Below are 24560 nucleotides of genomic sequence, written 5' to 3'. Positions count from 1 at the left end.
TCACAAAACCCGCTCCCCAACCACAACCCCATCCCGCCACCAAGCCGCCAAACTAAAAACATTCGGCGCCTTGAGCAGCGAAAAATGATTCCCGGGCCCATACCAAACCTCCAACACCCCCACACACCCGCGCCACCCCTCAACCATCAACCCCTGCTCCCGCAGATTCCCCGCCGCATCCAGAGTCGGATCCTCCGCCAACACCAACCGCACCACCCCCTCATACCGCCGAACAGGCCGATAAACCGTACGCAACGCCGACGCATACGTCCGCGCCGGCCCATCCATCGCCTCCACCGAAGACCGCGCAGGCAACAACCCGACCCCCACCATCCCCCCATGCAACAACCGCCGCTGCTCCACCTCATCCCTCCCGGCAAAATCCACCGCATCAATCCCCAGGGACTTACCCGAAGCCACCTGCATCGACTCAATCAGCCGCAACAACGCCGCCGTCGTCGTATAGGGCCTACCCACCAACCCATTCCCCCCGGGCGCCTCGCTGTCGATCAGCGTCAACGAAGCCACCTCACGCCCCTGGGCTTGCAATCGCGCGGCCATCTCAAACACCACCCAACCGCCAAACGAATGCCCGACCAAATGCACCGGCCCCTGCGGACACTCCTGCTCCAGCGCCTGCAAATAACAGCGCGCCGCCGCCTCGACCTGACTGTGCGGCACCGCCTCCCCATCCAGCCCGCGCGGCTGCAAGCCAAAGATCGGCCAGTCCCGGCCCAGCGCCTCGGTCAACCCTACAAACCCGGTCACGCTATCCCCCGCCCCCGGCACACAGAAAATCGGCGCATGCCCGGCGCGTCCGTTCTGGATCCGCAACAACGGCTGATGCACCGCCACACTCGGCGCCTCGCTCGACGCCAGAGCCCCACCCAACGCCTGCCCCAACGCCTGGATATGCGGTGCCTGCATCATGCTCTGGTGATCCCCCGGCACTTCAATCCGGCGCAATTGCCCCGCCGCCAGCGCCTCATCCCAATCCAAATCCAGGCTACGTCGCGACAGCTCCGTCGGCCGCTCTGCGGCGCTGAACAGGTGCACCGCCAACGGCATCGGGAACAGGCTGTAATGCGCCAGCGCATGCCCATGCCCGACTTCCCGCTCGATAAAACTCAACAGGTCCGCGTCCGAAGCCGCCGCCATCTGCGCGTACAACAAATGCCGATCGCGGCAGCGTTGCAACAGCCCAGCAAAATCCAGCTGTCCAATCTGCGCGTCCAGTTGCTCAAGGCTTGCCAGCTCATCCACACCTCCCTGTGCCTTCCAATACGCCATGCACTGCAACAGCAAATGCCGCTTGAGGGCATCCGGTCCGGCCCAGCGCGCCTTGCCCTGGTCGGTCATGCGCGGCACGTAGCTGTCGATCAACCCGAGGAACGCCACCGGTTCGTCCAGCCCCTGCAGTTGCATCGCCACTTCGTAGGCCAACACCCCGCCAAACGACCAACCCGCCAGCCGATACGGCCCATGGGGTTGCACAGCCCGAATAATCCCCACCAGCCGCGCCGCCAGGCCTTCCATGGTCTGCAACTGCGGTTCACCGAGAGGCGCGCCGGGCAAGCCGTAGATCGGGTAATCCCCCGGCAGATGCCGGCCCAGCGCCGGGAAATACACGTCCATGCCGCTGAACTCATGCACCAGGAACAATGGCGGCTGGCTGCCGCTGGCGCGCACGGTGATCAGCGAGCTGTCGTCCTCCCGCACCGTGCGTTGACTGAGCATCGAGGCAACCGAGGCCACGCTGGCGTGCTGGAACAGCTCCGCCAGAGACACCGCAAGCCCCGCCTCTTCCATCAGGTTGACCAGCCGAATCGCCAGCAACGAATGCCCGCCCAGTTCGAAGAAACTGTCGTGCCGACCGACCTGCTCCAGCCTCAACACCTCGGCCCAGAGGCGGGCCAAGGTCTGTTCCAGCTCATTGGCCGGTGCTTCAAACACACGGCTTACCAGCGCTTCCATCGCAGGCACCGGCAGAGCCTTGCGGTCGACTTTGCCGTTGGCCGTCAGGGGCATTTTTTCCAGTGGCACATAGGCCGACGGCACCATGTAGTCCGGCAAATGCTGCAACAGATGACTGCGCAGCACGTCGATCGCGAGTGGCTCACCGGTGTAGTACGCCACCAGGCGCTTATCGCCAGGCGCATCCTCCCGCGCAAGCACCACCACATCCTTGATCCCGCTGCAGGTCGCCAGACGCGCTTCGATTTCACCCAACTCGATGCGGAAACCGCGGATCTTCACCTGGTCGTCATTGCGCCCGATGCACTCCAGCAGCCCGTCCGCCGACCAGCGCCCAAGGTCGCCGGTGCGGTACAACAAGCCATCGCCAAATGGATCATCGACAAATTTTTCGGCCGTCAGCTCCGGCCGGTTCAGATACCCCTTGGCCACACCGTGCCCGCCAATGCAGATTTCCCCGACCACCCCCAGCGGCACCGGCTGCAAGTGCGCGTCCAGCACATGGATTTGCGTGTTGGAAATCGGCCTGCCGATCGGCACGCTTTCAGCATCGGCGGCGATAGCCTGCACCTCATAGGTGGTGGCGTAGGTGGTGGTTTCCGTCGGGCCGTAGCAGTGCACCAGGCGCAATGCGGGCGCCTGGGCCAGCAGGCTGCGGAATGCCGCCGGGTCCGCCCGTTCGCCGCCGCACAACAGGATGCGCAGCCCGGCCAACGCGTCGGGAATCAGCTGCACGTACTGGTTGAACAGCGCGGTGGTGACGAACAGGATCGTCGCGCCGCCCGCCTTCAATACTCGGCCAAACGCGCCCGGGTCGAGCAAGGTGGCATGGTCGATCACCAGCACCTGGCCGCCGTTGAGCAACGGCCCCCAAACGTCCATGGTGCTCGCGTCGAACGCCGGGTTGGAGGCGAACGCCACGCGATCATGGGCGTTGAAATCGGCATAACCGTTGTTGATCACCAGCCGCGTGATGCCCCGGTGCGGCACCAGCACGCCCTTGGGGGTGCCGGTGGAGCCGGAGGTGTACATGATGTATGCCACCCGCTCGGAGGACTGCGACAGGTCCGGGTTATGACTCGGTTGCGGGTCCAGGGCCAGGGTGTCGAGGTCGATGCGTCGGGCCGGGTACTCGACGGACTCACTGCTGTGGGTCAGCAGCCAGACCGCGCCGCTGTCCTGCACCATAAAGGCCTGGCGCTCGGCCGGGGCGTTGATGTCCAGCGGCACGTAGGCCGCCGCGCATTTGAGGATTGCCAGTTGACTGAGCACCAGGTCAATCGAGCGCGGCAGCAGGATCGCCACATGATCGCCAGGCTGCACGCCCAAGGTGCGCAGGTGATGGGCCAGTTGGTTGGCGCGGGTGTTCAGCACGCCATAAGTCAGGGTGTCCTCGCCATGCACCACAGCGATGGCGCTCGGACGTGCCTGGGCCTGGGCTTCGAACAGACGCTGCACGGTATGTTCGTGAGGGAACTCCCGTTGGGTGGCGTTGAACTCCAACCGCAGCTTTTCACGCTCCGCCGGCGGCAATATCGACAGTTGGCTGATTGCGCCTCGGGCATTCTGTTCCAGCGCCTGCACCAGCTGTTCCAGGGCGACATGCAGGTACTGACAGAGACGCGGCGCGCCTTGCCCCATGACATCAAAGCTAAACCCGTCACCCAGGTCATCGACACTCAGGGATAGCGCAAAGTTGGTGCGTTCCTCCGCCTTGAGCATTTGCATGCCCTGCCAGGCCTCGGCCACCCCGCCAGCGTGCGGCGCGCTGTGGCGATAGTTGAACAGCACGCTGAACAGCGGCGTATTGGCCGGCAACCCGCTGCAACGTTGGGCCAAGGCCAGTGGCGCATGCTCGTGACTGAGCAGTTGGGTCAGGCTGGCATGGGTCGCCATCAACGCCGCGTGCACCGTGCGCTCACCCAGGTCGACCCGCAGCGGCAGGGTGTTGATGAATACGCCCAATGCGCGTTCGGCGCCTTCACCGCCTTGTAACCGACCCAGCAATACGGTGCCGAACACCACCTGCTCACGGCCAGAAACCTTGGCCAATACCTGCGCCCAAGCCAGGTGCATCAGGCTCGCCGCACTTATCCCAAGATGACGCGCCAGGATGCGCAAGCGCCCGCTCAGCAGTGGGTCAACGCTCAGGCGTGCCTGCTGCGCTTCACCCGGTGCATTCAGTGCCAGCGTCGGCTCATCGATCTCCCCGAGCATCTCGCGGAAGAATGCTTCGTGCTCTTCCTCACGCATTCCCAGGCGTGTCTGCGCCACATAGTTGCGATACGGCACCGCCGCCCCCAACTGCTCGTGATGGCCCAACAGACAGGCTTGCATCTCGTGTTGCAATACTTCCAACGCCACGTGATCCATCACCAAATGATGGAACAGCAACAACGCAACCACCCGTTGGTTGGCCGGGTCCTCGGCGTACACCAGGCGCATCAACGGTGCCCGCCCCAGGCCCAGGCGATGCTGATGAAAGCGCGCCTGCAATTGCCCCAGCACATCGCCCGCGACCTGAATCGCCTCGACCTGCAACGATGCCTGGCGCCACACCACTTGCACCGGTTCTTCCAGCCCGTCCCAGTGCATCGACGAGCGCAGGATGTCATGCCGCTCAATCACCGCCTGCAAGGCCTGGGCGAACGCTTCAAGGCGCTCGACGCTGGCGAAGGCGAACTGCGCCTGCAACAGGTACGCGTCACCCTGTTGCACTGCGCGATGGTGATACAGGATCCCGGCCTGTAACGGCGCCAGCGGGTAGATGTCCTGCACGTTGGCCGCGCCGCCGGGAATGCTCGCGACAAGGCGGTCGATGGCGGACTGCTCCAGGTTCACCAGCGGGAGCATGTCCGGGGTGATCCGCGTGCACTCCGCGGCAATCCCATTGGCCGGCACCACCACTTCGCGACCACCACCCACGGCAGCCGCCAAGGCTGCAAGGGTGGGCTGGCCAAACAACACTTTCACATCCGCCGACAACCCGACGCGGCGCATGCGGCCGATCAAGCTGGCGGCCAACAGCGAGTGGCCGCCCAGCTCGAAGAAATGGTCATGCCGCCCCACCCGCTCCACCTTGAGCAAATCAGCCCAGAGGCCAGCCAGGGTGATTTCGGTTTCACCCATGGGCGCGACGTATTCCCGGGCGATCACCGATTCCAGGCCCGGTACCGGCAATGCCTTGCGGTCGAGCTTGCCGTTGGGGCTCAGGGGCAAGGCCTCCAGATGCATGAAGGTCGCCGGCACCATGTAGTCCGGAAGCTGCTCCAGCAGGTGGCTGCGCAGGGCATCGATGTCGGCCTGCACGCCGGTGTAGTAGGCCACCAGACGGGAATCGCGGGCGACCACAGCGGCTTCGTTGATCTGCGGGAATTGCAGCAGTCGCGCCTGAATCTCACCCAGCTCGATGCGCAGGCCACGGATTTTCACCTGGTCGTCATTGCGGCCCAAATACTCGATGGTGCCGTCCGGCAGGTAGCGCCCGACGTCGCCGGTGCGGTACATCCGGCCGTTGCTGAACGGGTCCTTGAGGAAGCGTTCGGCCGTCAGCTCAGGACGGTGCAAGTAACCCCGCGCCACTTGCACGCCACCGATGAACAGCTCGCCCACCACACCCAACGGCACCGGCTGCAACTGCCCGTCCAGGAGGTACATGCGGGTGTTGGCAATCGGCTTGCCGATAGGCGTGTTGTCTGGCGTAACCGGTCCGGCGCAATCCCAAGCCGTCACGTCCACCGCCGCTTCAGTCGGGCCGTAGAGGTTGTACAAACCGATGCCCGGCAACTGCTGTTTGAAACGGCGCACCAGGCTGCCGGGCAGCGCTTCACCGCTGCACATCACCCGCACCAGCCCGGCGCTCTGGCTGACGTCGCCATGGGCCAGGAACACGTCCAGCATCGAAGGCACAAAGTGCAGTGTGCTGATCTGCTCGGACTCGATCACATCACACAGGTAGGCCGGGTCTTTATGCCCGCCAGGACGCGCCATCACCAACCGGGCGCCAGTGAACAGCGGCCAGAAAAACTCCCACACCGACACGTCGAAGCTGAACGGAGTTTTCTGCAACACCCTGTCCTGCGCAGTCAGCCCGTACTCGTCCTGCATCCACAGCAGGCGGTTGACCACACCCGCGTGCTCGTTGATCACGCCCTTCGGTTGGCCAGTGGAACCCGAGGTGTAGATCACATAGGCCTGATGCTGCGCGGTCAGCCCGTCCACTCGTGGGTTGGACGTTGCTTGGTGCTGCCAGGTGCTCCGGTCCAGGTCCACCACCGGCACTGTGACGTCGCCCAGCAGCGCACGGGTTTCGCCCTGCACCAGCACGGCTGCCGGGGCGCTGTCCTTGAGCATGTAGGCGATACGTTCCAGCGGATACGCCGGGTCCAGCGGCACATAGCCGCCGCCCGCCTTGAGGATCGCGAACAGGCCAATGACCATCTCCAGGCCGCGCTCGACGCAAATCGCTACCCGCGAATCCGGCTGAACACCCAGCTCCCACAGATGGTGGGCCAACTGATTCGCCCGTTCGTTCAGCTCGCGATAGCTCAGGCACTCCGAGCCTGCCTTCACCGCCAGCGCATCCGGCGTTCGTGCAACCTGGGCTTCGAACATACCGTGCAGCGTCTGGTCGAGGTTGTAATCCACGGCGGTGCCGTTGAAGTCCAACAGCAGGTGCTGGCGCTCCCGCGCTTCCAACAATTCAGCGTGCTCCAGCACCGCCTGGTCGTTATCCACCATGGCCTGCAGCACCCGGGTGAAGTAGCCGACATAACGCTGCATGGTCGACTCATCAAACAACGCGATGGCGTATTCCAGGGTGCCGCGAATTTCGCCCCGGGTCTCGCCGAGGTTCAGGGACAGGTCGAACTTGGCAAAGTGACTGTCCTCCACAATCCCTTCAAGGCTCAGGTCGCCCAGGGCCAGGACCGGCGCATCGCTGTCCTGCCAGGTCAACATCGTCTGGAACAGCGGGCTATGGGCCAGGCTGCGCAATGGCCGGGTGATTTCCACCACCTGCTCAAACGGCAGATCCTGATGAGCCTGGGCGTCCAGGGCCAGCCCCTTGACCCGCGCCAGCAGCGCCTCGGCACTCAACTCGCCCGAGGTATCGATGCGCACCGCCAGGGTGTTGACGAACAGCCCGATCAAGCCTTCCACCTCGGCCCGCTGGCGGTTGGCGACGGGCGAGCCAATCACCACTTCCTCCTGCCCGGCCAAGCGCGCGAGCAACGAAGCCCACGCCGTCATCATCACCATGTACAGCGTGGTGCCGTGGCGCTGGCTGAGGGCCTTGAGCCCGGCGGTCAGGCGTTCATCCAGGCGCACGTCGACACTGCTGCCGGCGTAGTCCTGCTGGGCCGGGCGTGGGCGGTCGGTCGGCAACATCAGCAATGCCGGGGCACCGGCCAGGGTTTGTTGCCAGTAGCTGCTCTGGCGATGCAGCACTTCACCGCTGAGCCACAGGCGCTGCCACACGGCGAAGTCGCTGTACTGGATCGGCAATGGCGGCAATGGGTCAGCCTCACCACGGCTGAAGGCTTGGTACAACGCCATCAGTTCGCGGGTCAGCACGCCCATGGACCAGCCATCTGACACGATGTGGTGGATGGTCAGCAGCAACACGTGATGATCCTCGGCCATGATCACCAGGCGCCCGCGCAGCAATGGGCCGCGCTGCAAATCGAAAGGCGCCGAAGCTTCGCCCTGGATCAAGGCTTCCAGCACCTGCTGTGCTTCGGGGTGACGACGCAGGTCCTGCACTTGCAGCGGCATCATCTCTTCAGGCGGCACGATCAGCACGTGGGCGTGGTCATCCTGCTGGGCGAACCGGCTGCGCAAGGTCTCGTGCCGCGCGACAATCCGCGCCAGGGCCCGTTGCAGTGCATCGACGTGCAACTGCCCACGCAGGCGCAGGCCGATGGGAATGTTGTAAGCGGTGTTGGCGCCTTCCATCAACGCCAGAAACCACAAGCGTTGCTGGGCAAACGACAGCGGCAAATCCTCATCCCGCGCCGTCGGCAGGATATCCGGCAAGGTGCTGCGCCCGGACTGGGCAAGCACCTGCGCCACCGCCGCCAGTTCGGCATTGGCAAACAAATCGCCCAGCGCCAGATCAACCCCAAGCCGCTGGCGAACCTGGGACACCATGCGCATGGCCAGCAACGAATGGCCCCCCAACTCAAAGAAATGATCCTGGCGGCCCACGCGTTCCACTTGCAGCACGTCGGCCCAGATTTGCGCGAGGACGGTTTCGATATCGCCATGAGGCGCTTCGTACTCACGGGTGAAGACGGCGGCCAGGTCCGGCTTTGGCAGGGCCTTGCGGTCCAGCTTGCCGTTGGCAGTCAGGGGCAATGCATCGAGTTTTACGTAGGCCACCGGAACCATGTAGTCCGGCAGATGTGCCACCAGATGTGCGCGAATCTCGCCCACATCGAGGGGGTCGAACTGCGGGTTTTCGGTGAAGTAAGCCACCAGTCGGGACTGGCCGGGCTGGTCTTCACGGGCCAGCACCACCACTTCCTGAAGGCCGGGCAACTGGTTGAGGCGGGTTTCGATTTCTCCCAGTTCGATGCGCACCCCACGGATTTTCACCTGGTCGTCGTTGCGGCCCAGGTACTCGATATTCCCGCCCGGCAACCAGCGCGCGAGGTCGCCGGTGCGGTACATACGGCCCGGATTGAATGGGTCATCCAGAAAGCGCTCGGCAGTCATTTCCGGACGGTTCAGATAACCCCGCGCCACGCCCTTGCCGCCCACATACAGTTCACCGGCAACGCCCATGGGCACCGGGCGCTGCAGTTCGTCCAACAGGTAAACCCTGGCATTGGCGATGGGTTTGCCAATATGCAACGGCTGCCCGGGTTCAATCCGCCCGGAGGTGGCGACCACCGTGGCTTCGGTGGGGCCGTAGTTGTTGATCACCTCGAAACGCTGTGCCCGGGGGAACTGGCGCAGGCGGTCGCCGCCAATCAGCAAGGTGCGCAAGGTCGGGTGTTCGATGTTCTGGCTGAACGCATATTCGGCCACCGGCGTGGGCAGGAAACACACGTCCAGTGGTTGTGCGCGCCACCATTCCAGCAGCGCGTCGATGTCCTCTGCGCCGTCATGGGCCGGCGGCAGGTGCAAGGTCGCGCCCACGCACAGGGCCGGCCAGACTTCCCAGGCCATCGCGTCAAAGCCGAACCCGGCGACGCTGGCGGTGTGACGGCCGGCGCACAGGTCAAACGCGGTGCAATGCCAGTCCACCAGGTTGGCCACGGTGTGGTGTTCCACCATCACGCCTTTGGGCAGGCCGGTGGAGCCGGAGGTGTAGATCACGTAGGCCAGGTTGGACGGTGTGACAGCGACCTGCGGGTTGCTGGCCGTATGCTGATGCCAGGTAAAACGGTCCAGGTTGATCACCGGCACGTCGAGTGCGGGCAGGCGCTCCAGCAGCGCGTGTTGCGTCAGCACCGCGACCGGGGCGCTGTCACTGAGGAGGTAGCTCAGGCGCTCGGCCGGGTGCGACGGGTCCACCGGTACGTAGCAGGCGCCGGCCTTGAGGATCGCCAGCAATCCGGCCAGGGTGTCCAGCCCGCGTCGGGCGACGATGGCCACGCGGTCGTCGGGTTTTACCCCCAGGGCCAGCAGGTGATAGGCCAGCAGGTTGGCTTGTTGGTTCAATTCGGCGTAGGTCAGCTGACGGCCTTGATACACGGCGGCCACCGCGTCCGGGGTCAGCAACGTTTGCGCTTCGATACGCCCGTGCAGGGTGGTGCCTTGTGGGAACTCGACCGCTGTTGCGTTGAATTGCTCCAGCAGATGCCGCCGCTCAGCCTCGGGCAGCACCGACAGACGATTCAACGAGGTGTCGGGCGCCTGCTCCAGCGCCTGCACCATGTTTCCCAGGGCCGTTTGCACATAAGCACAAACAGCCTGCGCATCGACTTGGGTACTCGCCAGCAAACGCAGGATAAACCCGTCCCCCAGGTCATCGACACTCAGGGTCAACGGGTAGTTGGTGCGCTCCTCGGAGCTCAAGATCTCGATGCCCTGCCAGGCCGCCGCCGCGTCGGTACTGGTGCCCGAGCCACTGTGGCGATAGTTGAGCAATGCGCTGAACAGCGGCATCGGCGCGGCCACACCACTGCACCGCTGGGCCAGGGCCAAGGCGGCATGTTCATGACGCAACAAGGTGGTCAACCGCGCGTGCGTGGCCTTGACCCCGGCGCGCACCGCTTCGGCGCCGACATCCACGCGAAACGGCAAGGTATTGATGAAAATCCCCAGGGCCCGGTCCGTGGCGTGCCCACCCTGCATGCGGCCCATCAAGACGGTGCCGAACACCACCTGCGCCTTGCCTGCCAGGGCACTCAATACCTGCGCCCAGCCCATATGGAACAGGCTGGCGGCACTCACCCCCAACTGCCGCGCCTGGGCCCGCAAACGCTGATTGAGCGCTGGCGGCAACGGCCAGTCGACTTCGGCAATCTCCTGGCCGTCGCCCTGCACATCCTGCAAACCAAACGGCAAGGTCGGCTCAGTGATGTCCCCGAGCATCTCGCGAAAGAACGCTTCGTGTTGCTGCTCGCTGATCCCCAGGCGCGCCTGGGCCACGTAGTTACGAAAAGGCACCGCCTGGCCCAACTGATCCCCCTGGCCCTGCAAGTAAGCCTGCATTTCGTGGCGCACCACGTCCAGGGCGCTGTGGTCCAGGGCCATGTGGTGGAACAACAGCAAAGCGACCATGCGCTGCCGGGCTTCATCCCAGGCGCCTACAAGGCGAACAAGCGGTGCGCGGGTGACGTCCAGGCGGTAGTGACGGCCATCAAACATGCTATGCAACTGGGTCGCGATATCCCCGTCGGCGGGGTTCAGTTCAATCAGTTGCACCGGCAATCGAGCCGCGCGCCATACCACTTGCGAAGGCTCTTCCAGGCCCTCCCAGATCACGGAGGTGCGCAGGATGTCATGGCGATCCATCACGCCCTGCAATGCCTGGGCAAAGCCCTTGAAACGCTCAAGGCTGTCGAAGGCGAACTGCGACTGCATGACGTAGGGGTCGCCGTGTTCGGCACTCACATGGTGGTAAAGAATGCCTTCCTGCAGCGGTGCCAGCGGGTAGATGTCCTGTACGTTGGCCGCGCCGCCGTCGACGGTTTCGATGATGCGGTCAATCGAGGCCTGGCTCAGGCTCGACAGCGTCAGCATCGCCGGCGTAATCCGCTGGGCACCGGCGGGAATGCCATTGGCCGGCACCTCGACTTCACCGGCCTTGGTGGCCGAGTACTCTCCGGCCTTGATCAGCTCGATCAGCGCCGGTTTATGTTCGCGCAGCGAGGCCACCAATGCCGGGTCACTCAGGGCCTGTTTATTGCCCTGCACCGACAACTGGTCGCCCTTGAGCGCCAGTTGTACATCCTTGGTCTTGAGTGTCGCCAACAGTTCAATGATGCTCACAGGACGATCTCCATTCGTTCGGTAATTGCGGCGTAGCCCGCCAGGGTCGGTTGTTCGAACAGCCCCCGCACATCGGCTTCCATACCTTCCTGACGCAAGCGCCCGATCAAGCTGACAGCCAGCAGCGAGTGCCCGCCCAGCTCGAAGAAATTGTCATGGCGCCCTACCCGCTCCACCTTCAGCAGCTCGGCCCACAAGCGCGCCAGGGTGATTTCGGTGTCGCCCACCGGGGCTTCGTACTCGCGCACGATCAGCGACTCAACGCCTGGCGCCGGCAGCGCCTTGCGGTCGAGTTTGCCGTTGGGGCTCAACGGCAAGGCCTCCAGGTGCACGAATACCGCCGGCACCATGAAGTCCGGCAAGCGCGCCAGCAGATGGGCACGCAGTTGTTCGATATCCGCCTGCACGCCGGTGTAGTACGCCACCAGGCGCTCGTCCCGGGCTAACACCACCGCTTCATTGACCTGTGGGTATTCGGTCAACCGCGCCTGAATTTCCCCCAGCTCGATGCGCAGGCCACGGATTTTCACCTGGTCGTCGTTGCGGCCCAGGTACTCGATATTGCCGTCCGGCAGGTAGCGCCCGATGTCACCAGTGCGGTAAAGGCGACCAGCACTGAACGGGTCCTTGAGGAAGCGTTCAGCCGTAAGCTCAGGGCGGTGCAAGTAGCCGCGAGCGACTTGAACACCACCAATGAACAGCTCGCCGACCACGCCCAAGGGCACCGGCTGCAAGCGGGCGTCCAGCAGGTACATGCGGGTATTGGCGATAGGCTTGCCGATCGGTGTGTTATCCGGCACCTCGGGCCTTGCGCAGTTCCACGCGGTCACATCCACCGCCGCCTCAGTCGGGCCATACAGGTTGTACAAACCGATGCCCGGCAACTGCCGCTTGAAGCGTCGCACCAGGCTGCCCGGCAAGGCTTCGCCGCTGCACATCACCCGCAGCAGGCCGGCACTCTGGCTGACATCGCCGTGGGCCAGGAACACGTCGAGCATCGACGGCACGAAGTGCAAGGTGGTGATCTGTTCGGCTTCGATCACCTCGCACAGGTAAGCCGGATCCTTGTGCCCGCCGGGGCGCGCCATGACCAACCGTGCACCGGTGAACAAGGGCCAGAAGAACTCCCACACCGACACGTCAAAGCTGAACGGGGTTTTCTGCAGGACCGCGTCGCGGGCGGTCAGGCCGTAGGCATCCTGCATCCACAGCAGGCGGTTGACCACGCCTGCGTGCTCGTTGATCACGCCCTTGGGCTGGCCAGTGGAACCGGAGGTGTAGATCACGTAGGCCTGGTGCTGCGGGGTCAGTCCGTCGACGTGCGGGTTGGACAGCGCCTGGTGCTCCCAGGTGTTCCGGTCCAGATCCACCACGGGTACCGCCACATCGCCCAGCAGCGAACGGGTTTCGCCCTGCACCAGCACCGCCGCCGGCGCGCTGTCTTGCAGCATGTAGGCGATTCGCTCCAGCGGATACGCCGGGTCCAGCGGCACATAACCACCACCGGACTTGAGAATGGCGAACAGGCCGATGACCATCTCCAGGCCACGCTCCACACAAATCGCCACCCGCGAATCCGGCTGCACACCCAGCTCGCGCAGATGATGGGCCAACTGATTGGCGCGCGCGTTCAGTTCGCGGTAGCTCAGGTGTTGGTCACCCGCTTTCACCGCCAGTGCATCGGGGGTGCGTTCAACCTGGGCTTCGAACAGGCCGTGAAGGGTCTGATCGAGGTTGTAGCCAACCTCGGTGGCGTTGAACCCGAACAGCAGTTGCTCGCGCTCCTGGGGGCCCAGGATCGACAGGCGATCCAGCGGCAATTGCGGGGCTTGCTCCAGCGCTTCGACCAACCCGAACAACGCCGCCTGCATGTAACCGCAAATACGCTGCGCGCCAATCTGCGCGGGGGTCATCGCGGTCAACCGGAAACCGTCGCCCTGGTCATCCACGTTCAAGGTCAGCGGGTAGTTGGTGCGTTCCTCGCTGGCCAGGGTTTCGATGCCCTGCCAGGCCGGGGATACCGCCGCTTGCTGGCTGTCGCTATGGCGATAGTTGAGCATGGCGCTGAACAACGGCAACGGCGCCGCCACTCCACTGCAACGCTGGGCCAACGCCAGGGAGGCATGCTCGTGCCCCAACAACGCAGTCAGGCGCGCGTGGGTCGCCTTTACCGCCGCACGCGCACCGATGCCGCCCACATCCACCCGCAACGGCAAGGTATTGATAAACATCCCCAACGCTCGGTCGCTGCCCTTGCCACCCTGCATACGGCCCAGCAGCACCGTGCCAAACACCACGTTGTCCTGGCTCGAGGTGCAGGCCAACACTTGCGCCCAGGCAAGGTGGAACATGCTGGCAGCGCTGACGCCCAGCAACCGTGCTTGAGTGCGCAGGCGTCGGCTCAACGCCGGTGATAACGCTTCACTGACTTCTTCGATGGCACTGCCATCGCCCTGCACATCCTGAAGTCCGAACGGCAGCGTAGGCTCATGGATGTCAGCCAGCATCTCGCGGAAGAACGCTTCGTGCTCCTGCTCACTCACCCCCAGCCGGGCCTGGGCCACGTAATTGCGGTACGGCGTGGCCTCGTCCGTGATGCCGGGCTGGCCCAGCAGGCTGGCTTGCATCTCGTGACGCACGCCGTCCAGCGCCGTGTGGTCGAGGGCAATATGGTGGAACAGCAAAATCGCTACCACACGCTGCTGCCGCGGATCTTCGGCATACACCAGGCGCACCAACGGGGCCTGGGACATCGGCACACGGTAGTGACGAGGATCAAACTGGCGATGCAACTGCGCGAGCACATCACCGGTGCCCATCTGCACTGCCTGCACCGACAGCTCAGCCTCACGCCATACCACTTGCAGCGGCTGTTGCAGGCCTTCCCAGACCACGCCGGTGCGCAAGATATCGTGGCGGTTGATCACCGACTGCAACGCCCGGGCAAACGCCTGCAAACGCTCGAGGCTGTCAAACGCCAGGTGCGATTGCAGCAGGTACGGATCGCCCTGCTGCGCACTGATGTGGTGATAGAAAATCCCTTCCTGCAACGGCGCCAGCGGATAGATGTCCTGCACATTGGCGGCGCCGCCTGGCACGCTGGCGACGATCAGGTCGATGGTCGGCTGATCCAGCTCCACCAGGGACAGCATCGAAGGCGTGATGCGCTGGCAATCGGCAGCGATGCGATTGACCGGCACCACCACTTCCCGGCCACTGCCCACCGCCGCTGCCAATGCGGCCAATGTCGGCTGGCTGAACAGCACCCGCACATCGGCGCTCAGGCCGACCTGGCGCATGCGCTCGATCAGACTCACCGCCAGCAATGAATGCCCGCCCAGTTCAAAGAAGTGGTCATGGCGGCCCACTTGCTCCACCTGCAACACCTCGGCCCAGATTCGCGCCAGGGTGGTTTCGACGTCGCCTTGTGGCGCTTCGTATTCACGGCTGAGCATGGCGGCCTGATCCGGCGCCGGCAGGGCCTTGCGGTCGAGCTTGCCGTTGGCGGTCAACGGCCAACTGTCGAGTTTGACGTAGGCCACCGGCACCATGGCCTCGGGCAATTGGCTGTGCAGCTCGGCGCGCAGGGTTTCGATATCCAGCGGGATTTGCTCGGTGAACCAGGCGACCAAGCGGCCGTCGCGCACCAGCACCACGGCTTCCTTGACGCCTTCGACGGCAGCCAGGCGGGTTTCGATTTCCCCCAGCTCGATGCGCACACCTCGAACTTTTACCTGGTCGTCGTTGCGGCCCAAATACTCAATATTGCCATCCGGCAGCCAGCGCGCCAGGTCGCCGGTGCGGTACATGCGGCCCGGGTTGAACGGGTCATCAAGGAAGCGTTCGGCGGTCAGGTCCGGGCGATTCAAATACCCGCGGGCCACGCCGCTGCCACCTACATACAGTTCGCCCGCCACGCCCACCGGCACCGGACGCTGTTGCTCATCAAGCAGGTACACCGTGGCGTTGGCCATCGGCTTGCCGATATGCAGCGGCTGACCGGCGTGCACGCGGCCAGAGGTAGCGACCACCGTGGCTTCGGTCGGGCCATAGTTGTTGATCACCGCGAAACGGCGCTCCTGATTGAACTGGCGCAGGCGATCACCGCCGATCAACAGGATGCGCAGGCTTGGGTGTTGAAGCTCCTGGCTGAAGGCGTACTCGGCCACCGGCGTGGGCAGGAAGCTCACGTCCAGCGGTTGGGCCAGCCACCAGGCCAGCAATTCGTCGATGTTTTCATTGCCCACCTGGGCCGGTGGCAGGTGCAAGGTCGCCCCTACGCACAACGCCGGCCAGACTTCCCAGGCCATGGCATCAAAGCCGAAACCGGCCACGCTGCTGGTGTGGCTATGGGCGTGCAGGTCAAAGGCTTCGCAGTGCCAGTGCACCAGGTTTTCCACGGTGCGGTGTTCCACCATCACCCCTTTGGGCTGGCCGGTGGAGCCGGAGGTGTAGATCACGTAGGCGAGGTTCGCCGGGGTCAGGCTGGCGATCTGGGGATTGCTCTCACCGGCATACGCGCCATGCAGGTCGACGATGGCCACATCACCAAGCACGCCACGGGTGCTCTCCTCGGCCAGTACCGCGACCGGTGCGCTGTCTTGCAGCAGGTAAGCGATGCGCTCGGCCGGGTAAGCCGGGTCTACCGGGACGTAGGCCGCACCCGACTTGAGAATCGCCAGCAGGCCCACCAGCATCTGCGGGCCGCGTCGGCAGCAGATTGCCACGCGGTCGTCGGGCTGCACGCCCAATGCCAGCAGGTGATGAGCCAGCTGATTGGCACGTTGGTTGAGCTGTTGGTACGTCAGATGCTGGCCGTCCTGGCTCAGCGCAATCGCCTGCGGCAGACGCTCGGCCTGGGTTTCGAAAGCAGCGTGCAGGGTTTGCCCTTGGGGGTAATCACGGGCGGTGGCGTTGAAGGTACGCAGGAGTTTTTCGCGCTCGGCAGCAGGCAGTACCGGCAACTGATTCAGCGGCGTTTCCGGCGTTTGTTCAAGAGCGTCCACCAACTGTTCCAGCGCGCTGTGCATGTAGTCACACAGGCGTTGCGCACCGATGGACTGCAGGGCCAGCACCGTCAGGCCGAAGCCTGTGCCCAGGTCGTCCACACTCAGGGTCAGCGGGTAATTGCTGCGTTCTTCGCCGCCCAGCAACTGCACGCCTTCCCAGATACCGTGGCCGTCGCGGGCCATTTCGCCCGGGGTGCTGTGGCGGTAGTTGAGCAAGGCACTGAACAACGGCATCGAGGTCGGCACGCCACTGCAACGCTGGGCCAGCGCCAGGGATGCATGCTCATGGCCCAGCAACGCGCTGAGCCGGGCGTGGGTCGCCTTGACCCCGACACGAACCGCGATGGCGCCCACATCCACCCGCAGCGGCAAGGTGTTGATGAACATGCCCAGCGCCCGGTCGGCGCCTTCGCCGGCTTGCATGCGGCCCATCAATACGGTGCCGAATACCACGTCCTGACGGCCCGACGCGAGGCCGAGTACCTGGCCCCAGGCCAAGTGCATCAGGCTCGCAGCACTGACCCCCAGTTGCCGGGCCTGCTCGCGAATCCGCAAAGCCAGCACGGCATCGACGGGCAATTCGGCCTCTTCGATATCCCGGCCATCGCCCTGCACATCCTGCACGCCGAAAGGCAGCGTGGGCTCGTCGATGTCGGCGAGCATTTCACGGAAGAATTGCTCGTGCTCCTGGGCGCTGACACCCAGACGAGCCTGGGCCACGTAGTTACGGAACGGTGCCGCAACCGGCAAGTCATCGGCCTGGTTGAACAGGAACGCACGCATTTCCTGGCCGACCACTTCCATGGCGGTGTGGTCCAGCGCCAGGTGATGGAACAGCAGGATGGCCGCGACTCGCTGGTGGGCCGGGTCCTGGGCATACACCATGCGCAGCAACGGCGCCTGGGTGATGTCCAGGCGATAGTGGCGCGCGTCAAAACGTGCGTGCAGTTGTTCGATCACGTCGCCATCGGCCGGGTCCAGCGCAACGTTCTGCACCACCAGTTCGGCATGACGCCACACCACTTGCACCGGGCTGTCCAAGCCTTCCCACACCACGCCGGTGCGCAGGATATCGTGGCGCGCCACGACCTTTTGCAGCGCGCCCATGAAGGCCTGCAACCGTTCGACACTGTCAAACGCCATGCGCGATTGCAGCAGGTACGGGTCGCCCTGTTCGGCGCTGATGTGGTGGTAAAGAATGCCTTCCTGCAACGGTGCCAGCGGGTAGATGTCCTGCACGTTGGCCGCACCGCCAGGCACCGTGGCCACAATGCGGTCGATGGCGGCTTGATCCAGCTTGACCAGGGTCAGCATCGACGGCGTGATGCGCGGGCAATCCGGCGCAATGCCGTTGGCCGGTACCACGATTTCCCGGCCACTGCCCACTGCCGCCGCCAGCGCCGCGAGGCTTGGCTGGTTGAACAACACCCGTACATCGGCGCTCAGGCCGGCCTGGCGCATGCGTTCGATCAGGCTCACCGCCAGCAATGAATGGCCACCGAGTTCAAAGAAGTGATCAAAGCGCCCGACCCGCTCGACTTTCAATACGTCCTGCCAAATCTGCGCCAGCAGGATTTCCACCTCGCCCTCGGGCGCTTCGAAACCACGGCTGAGCAACGAGTCTTGATCGGGCGCAGGCAGGCCCTTGCGGTCCAGCTTGCCATTCGCGGTCAGCGGCAACAGTTCCAGCCAGACATAGGCCGACGGCACCATGTAGTCCGGCAGCCGGCTTTGCAGGTGCGCACGCAACGCCTCAATGCTCAACGGCGCCTGGGCGGTGTAGTACGCCACCAGGCGCTTGTCGCCGGGTTCATCTTCACGGGCCAGCACCACCGTGTCTTTCACGCTGGGAAAGTCGGCCAGGCAGCTTTCGATTTCACCGGGCTCGATACGGAAACCCCGGATTTTCAGCTGATGGTCGTTGCGGCCCTGGTACAGCAAGGTGCCGTCAGCCTGCCAACTCGCCAGGTCGCCCGTGCGGTACAGCAGGCCGTCGCCGAACGGATCGACGATAAACTTCTCGGCGGTCAGTTGCGGCTGGTTCAGGTAACCCTTGGCCACGCCCGCGCCACCGATGTACAGCTCGCCGACGACGCCCAGCGGCACCGGCTGCTGCCGCGCATCCAGCACGTAGGCACGGCTGTTGCCAATGGGTCGGCCAATCGGAATACCGCCCTCACCCACTGACGTGATCTCGAAGGTGGTGGAAAACGTGGTGGCTTCGGTGGGGCCGTAGCCATTCAGAAGATGCTGCGGCGCGCCGTGCTCAAGCACCCGGCCGATCACCTGCGGGTCGAGCACATCGCCGCCGACGATCAGGTAGCGCAGCTGGCGGAACACCGGCATCAACGCATCGGCGTATTGGTGGAACAGCCCCGCCGTCATCCACAGAACGCTGACGGATTGCTCCTGCAGCAGGGCGGCGAAAGCAGCCTGGGACAGCAAGGTGGCGTGTTCGACCACCACCACGCAGCCGCCATTGAGCAGCGGCGCCCAGACGTCGAGGGTACTGGCGTCGAACGCCGGGTTCGAGGCGAAGGCCACCCGGTCACGCGAGTTGAAGTCGGCGTAGCCATTGTTGATGACCAGCCGGGTGACTGCGCGGTGGGGCACCTGTACACCTTTCGGTGCACCGGTGGAGCCGGAGGTGTACATGATGTACGCCACGCTTTCCGCCGACTGGGCGAGGTTCGGGTTATGCGTTGGCTGCATGTCGAGGTTCAGCGCGGCGAGGTCACGCAGCACGTGCTTGGCATGGCTGTCCTGCACCATAAATGCCTGGCGCTCTTCAGGCGCGTTGACGTCCAGCGGTACGTAGACCGCCGCACACTTGAGGATCGCCAACTGGCTGACCAGCAGGTCGATGGAGCGTGGCAGCGCGATGACCACGCTGTCCCCCGGTTTTACGCCTTGATCGATCAAGTAGTGGGCCAGGCGATTGGCCCGCAGGTTGAGATCGCGGTAACTCAGCGACGCATGGCCGTGCACCACCGCCACTGCTTCCGGGCTGGCCAGGGCCTGGGCCTCGAAGAGAGCGTGAACGGTGCTCCCAGCCGGGTAGGCGCAGTTGGTGGCGTTGAATTCCACCAGCACTTGATGGCGCTCGGCTGCTGGCAGGATCGACACTTGATGCAGCGCAGTAGTCGGCGCCTGTTGCAGCGCCGTCACCAGGTTGCGCAAGGCACTGAGCATGTAGTCGCCGACGCGCTGCACATCCACCTCGGCCACGCCCTGCACCGTCAGCGCAAAGCCCACACCGAGGTCATCGACGTTCAGCACCAGCGGGTAGTTGCTGCGTTCCTCGGAGCTGAGAATTTCGATCCCGGCATCGGCGAACGGGCTGGCTCCCGGCGCTTCGCCCGGGGCACTGTGGCGGTAGTTGAGCAAGGTACTGAACAGCGGCAGCGCGCCGGACACGCCACTGCAACGCTGGGCCAGGGACAGCGACGCATGTTCATGCCCCAGCAACTGCGCGAGCCGCGCGTGGGTGGCGCGTACGCCGGCCTGCACACCTACCGCGCCGACGCTGACCCGCAGCGGCAAGGTATTGATGAACATCCCCAGCGCCCGGTCGGCACCCTCGCCGCCTTGCATACGGCCCAGCAATACCGTGCCGAATACCACGTTGTCCTGGCCCGATACCTGGCCGAGGACTTGCGCCCATGCCAGGTGCACCAGGCTGGCGGCGCTGACGCCGAGCTGCCGGGCTTGCTCCCGCAGGCCGAGGCTGAGGGCCGGGTCCACTGGCAAGTGCGCTTCCCGCACACCGCTGCCGTCGCGATTCACGTCGTGCAAACCGAAGGCCAGGGTCGGCTCGTCAATATCGCCGAGCATCTCGCTGAAGAACGCCTCATGCTGCGCAGCGCTCACACCAAGACGCGCCTGGGCCACGTAGTTGCGGTATTGCACGGCGTCCGGCAGCAAGTCGGTTTCGCCTGCGAGGCTCGCGCTCATTTCTTCCACCAGCACCTGCAACGCGGTGTGGTCCAGCAGGATGTGGTGCAGTAGTAGGATGCCGACCTGACGGCCCTGCTCTTCGGCGTAGGCAAAACGCATCAGCGAGGCACGGGACAGGTCGAGGCGATAGTGGCGTGGGTCGAAGCGTGCTTGCAGTTGTGCCAGAACGTCGTCGTGTGGATCGACGTCGACCCGCTCAACCACCAGCAGTGCCTGGCGCAACACCACCTGCACCGGCTCGTCCAAGCCTTCCCACATGATGCCGGTACGCAGGATATCGTTGCGCTCGATCACGCTTTGCAGCGCACGGATAAACGCCTCGACCGGCTCATGGCCGCTGAAGCTGAACTGCACCTGCAACACGTAGGGATCGCCTTCGGTGGTCGCCAGGTGGTGATAGAGGATGCCGGCCTGCAACGGGGCCAGGCCGTAGATGTCCTGCACGTTGCCGACGCCGCCGGGCACATTGGCGACAATGTGGTCGATGGCCTGTTGGTCGAGGTCCACCAGCGGCAGCATGTCGGGGGTGATGTGCCGGGTCGCTTCGCTGATCAGGTTGGCCGGGACCTGCACTTCATGCTGCCCGCCTACCGCAGCGGCCAGCGCGGCCAACGTCGGCTGGCCGAACAGCACCCGCACATCGGCGCTCAGCTCCAGCTGGCGCATGCGCTCGATCAGCTTGACTGCCAGCAAGGAATGGCCACCCAGTTCGAAAAAGTTGTCCTGGCGCCCGACCCGGTCGATCTTCAGCAGGTCTTGCAAGAGGTGGGCGATCGCAGTTTCCACCGTGCCTTGTGGTGCTTCATAACCACGACGGGCCAGGGCGTCGGCGTCGGGTGCCGGCAAGGCCTTGCGGTCGAGCTTGCCGTTGGTGGTGAGCGGGAACGTGTCCAGCAGCACAAAGGCGCTGGGCACCATGTATTCGGCCAGGGACAGCAGCAGGTGGTCCCGCAGCTCGGCGGCCGTGGGTGCGTGATCCTGCTGGGGGATAACGTAGGCCACCAGGCGCTTGTCGCCCGGCTCGTCTTCGCGGGCAATCACCACGGCTTCGCGCACGCCTTCACAGGTAGCCAGGCGTGCTTCGATTTCCCCCAGTTCGATACGGAAACCGCGAATCTTCACCTGGTCATCGTTGCGCCCCAGGTACTCGACACTGCCGTCGGCCAGTAACCGGCCGAGGTCACCGGTCTTGTACAGGCGCAGGCCGGTGACGGGGCCCGCCAGAAAACGTTCGGCGGTCAGCTCATCGCGGTTGAGATAACCCCGCGCAACACCGGCACCGCCGACGTACAACTCACCGACTACACCGCTCGGCACCGGCTCGCGGCGGGCGTCCAGCACATACAGCTGCAAGTCGGGAATGCGCACGCCAATCGGGCTCACGCCAACCAGCAGTGCATCTGCTGCTTCCAACGCACGATAGGTCACGTGCACGGTGGTTTCGGTGATGCCGTACATGTTGACCAGCCGCGTACCCGAGTTGGTCACCCGGGCGTACCACGGTTTGAGAATGCCCGGCTCCAGGGCTTCACCGCCAAAGATCACCTGGCGCAGGGAATGCAGTTGCTGGCTGCGGCCCTGTGCCGCGATCAACTGGCGGAACGCGCTCGGCGTCTGGTTGAGGATGCTCACACCGGCTTCACACAGCAGTGCATAACACTCGTCCGGTGAACGGCTGACCAGTTGCGGTACCACCAGCAATTGCCCGCCGTGCATCAGCGCGCCCCAGATTTCCCACACGGAGAAGTCAAAGGCAAACGAGTGGAACAGCGCCCAGGTGTCATTGGCGTTGAACTTGAACCAGTGCTCGGTGGCGCTGAACAGCCGCGCGACGTTGCGGTGTTCGATCATCACCCCCTTGGGCAAGCCGGTGGAGCCGGAGGTGTAGATCACATAGGCGAGGCTGGACGAGCTGATCGCAACGTTGGGGTTAACGATGGGCTCGTGTTGCAGGCTGTTGAGGTCGATCGACGTGACGTCGCCCACCAGATGACGGGTGTTGTGCTGCACCAGCACTGCCAGCGGCGCGCTGTCTTGCAGGGTGTAGGCGATGCGCTCCTGGGGGTAGGCCGGATCGATTGGTACGTAGCCCGCACCGGACTTGAGGATCCCCAGCAGGCCGATGATCATTTCCTGGCCGCGCTCGACGCAGATCGCCACCCGGTCGTCGGGGCGAATGCCATGCTTGAGCAGGCCGTGCGCGACCTGGTTGGCGCGTTCGTTCAGCTCGCGGTAGCTCAGATGTTGGTGTTCAAAGCGCAGCGCGATGGCCTGGGGATGGCTGGCGGCGTGGGCTTCGACTTGCTGGTGGATCAGGGCTGAATCGGCGTAGTGCTGGGTGCTGGCGTTAAGGCCGTGCAGCAGATGTTGGCGTTCGGCAGCAGGCAGGATGCCCAGCCCGTGCAACGGTGCGTCTGGTGTTTGCTCCAGGGCCAGCACCAGGTTTTCCAGGGCGGTGTGCAGGTAGTCGGCGATGCGCGTCGCGCCGATGGAGGCGTCCACCATCACGGTAAAGGCAAAGCCCTCGCCCAGGTCATCAACGTTGACCGTCAACGGGTAGTTGGTGCGCTCTTCGGCGCCGAGCACCTGGATGCCTTCAGCGATGTCGATCACCGCCTGGGTGTCCGATGCATCGCTGTGACGGTAGTTGAGGATTGCACTGAACAGCGGTGTGGGCGCGGCCACGCCACTGCAACGCTGGGCCAGGGCCAGGGAGGCGTGTTCGTGGTTGAGCAATTCGGTCAGGCGTTTGTGGGTGGTTTGCACCCCGTCGCGCACGCTTTGCTCACCCACGTCCACCCGCAGTGGCAGGGTGTTGATGAACATGCCCAAGGCCTGGTCGGAGCCCTCTCCCGCGCCCATGCGGCCGAGCATCACGCTGCCAAATACCACGGAGTCGCGGGCGGAGACCTTGCCCAGCACCTGGGCCAGTGCCAGGTGCATCACGCTGGCGGGGCTGACACCCAACGGCCGGGCTTGGGCCCTTAGACGGCGACTTAGATCGCTGTCGACGGCGATGCGGGTTTCGTCGATGCCATGGCCGTCACCCTGTACATCCTGGAGGCCGAACGGCAGGGTTGGTTCATCGATGTCGGCGAGCATTTCGCGGAAGAACGCTTCGTGAGCCTGTTCGCTGACGCCGTGGCGGACCTGGGCGATGTAGTTGCGAAACGGTACCGGAGCGCCGGCCTGTTCGGTCTGGCCGGCGAGGTGCAGCTGGATCTCGCGGCGCACCACGTCGAGGGCGGTGTGGTCGAGAATGGTGTGGTGGAACAGCAGCATGGCGACCACGCGCTGGTTGCGCGGGTCTTCGGCGAATACAAGACGCAGCAGCGGCGCCTGGCCGAGGTCCATGCGGTAGTTGCGGGCGTCGTAGAGGGCTTGCAGTTGGGTCATTGCATCGCCGTCGAGACGGGCTTCTTCGCAGACCAGGGAGGCTTTGCGCCAGACCACTTGCAGGGGTTCGTCGAGGCGCTCCCAGGCCATCGACGTGCGCAGGATGTCGTGGCGGTCGAGGACCCATTGCAGGGCCTGGGCGAAGGTTTCAAGACGGGCGCGGCTATCGAACACGAACTGGGCGTGCAGCACGTAGGGGTCGCCCTGGTGGGCTGACAGGTGGTGGTAGAGCATGCCTTCCTGGAGCGGCGCCAGGGGGTAGATGTCTTGCACATTCGCCGCGCCGCCGGGGATGCTGGCGACGATGCGGTCGATGGCGGGTTGATCGAGGTTGACCAGGGGCAGCATGTCCGGGGTGATGCGATAAGCCGGGCTGAGCCAGTCGCCGCCGTGTTGGGCGACGAGGTCGAGCAGGTGGGCTTTGTGGGCGATCAGTTGGTCCCATAGGGCGTCATCCAGCGCGTCGTCGTCACCCAGGATGATCAGGTCGCCTTCGTCCATTTGCAGGCGGATCGGGTGGGTGGAAAGAGCTGCCAGTAATTTGCTGAACTGCATGGGGTAACCTGCTTTTTTGAGTCGGATACGGTTGAGGAGAAAGTCCGTTTTCAGCTGTCGCGTAAGTGCCTGGGAGGCCCGGGTTAAAGCGCGGGCGCGGTCGAGGATCGGGTGGCTTCCCGCAGGGTTTGGAAATTAGAGGATTCAGGGGGTGGGGGGTGACATGGGAAGCGGGGACAAAGCGGTTGGCTTTGGGGGAGTTTCGTATTTTTTGGAGTGGTTTGG

At 64.4% G+C, this 24560-nt stretch carries 2 protein-coding genes; both read right to left on the bottom strand.

The features are described from left to right. Entirely contained in the window at positions 1 to 11418 is an 11418-nt protein-coding gene (locus SNL23_RS08280) for a non-ribosomal peptide synthetase (protein ID WP_318301992.1), read from the bottom strand. Further along, positions 11415 to 24335: a non-ribosomal peptide synthetase gene (locus SNL23_RS08275; protein ID WP_318301991.1), complete on the bottom strand. Its 12921-nt coding sequence runs from the start codon at positions 24333 to 24335 to the stop codon at positions 11415 to 11417. The genes SNL23_RS08280 and SNL23_RS08275 overlap by 4 nt, the downstream gene beginning before the upstream one ends. Positions 24336 to 24560 lie beyond the last annotated feature (225 nt).

This window comes from Pseudomonas sp. SED1, assembly GCF_034044025.1.
GTDB lineage: Bacteria > Pseudomonadota > Gammaproteobacteria > Pseudomonadales > Pseudomonadaceae > Aquipseudomonas.
The sequence above is the reverse complement of the archived record's forward strand: the minus strand, read 5'-3'. Positions and strand labels throughout refer to the sequence as shown.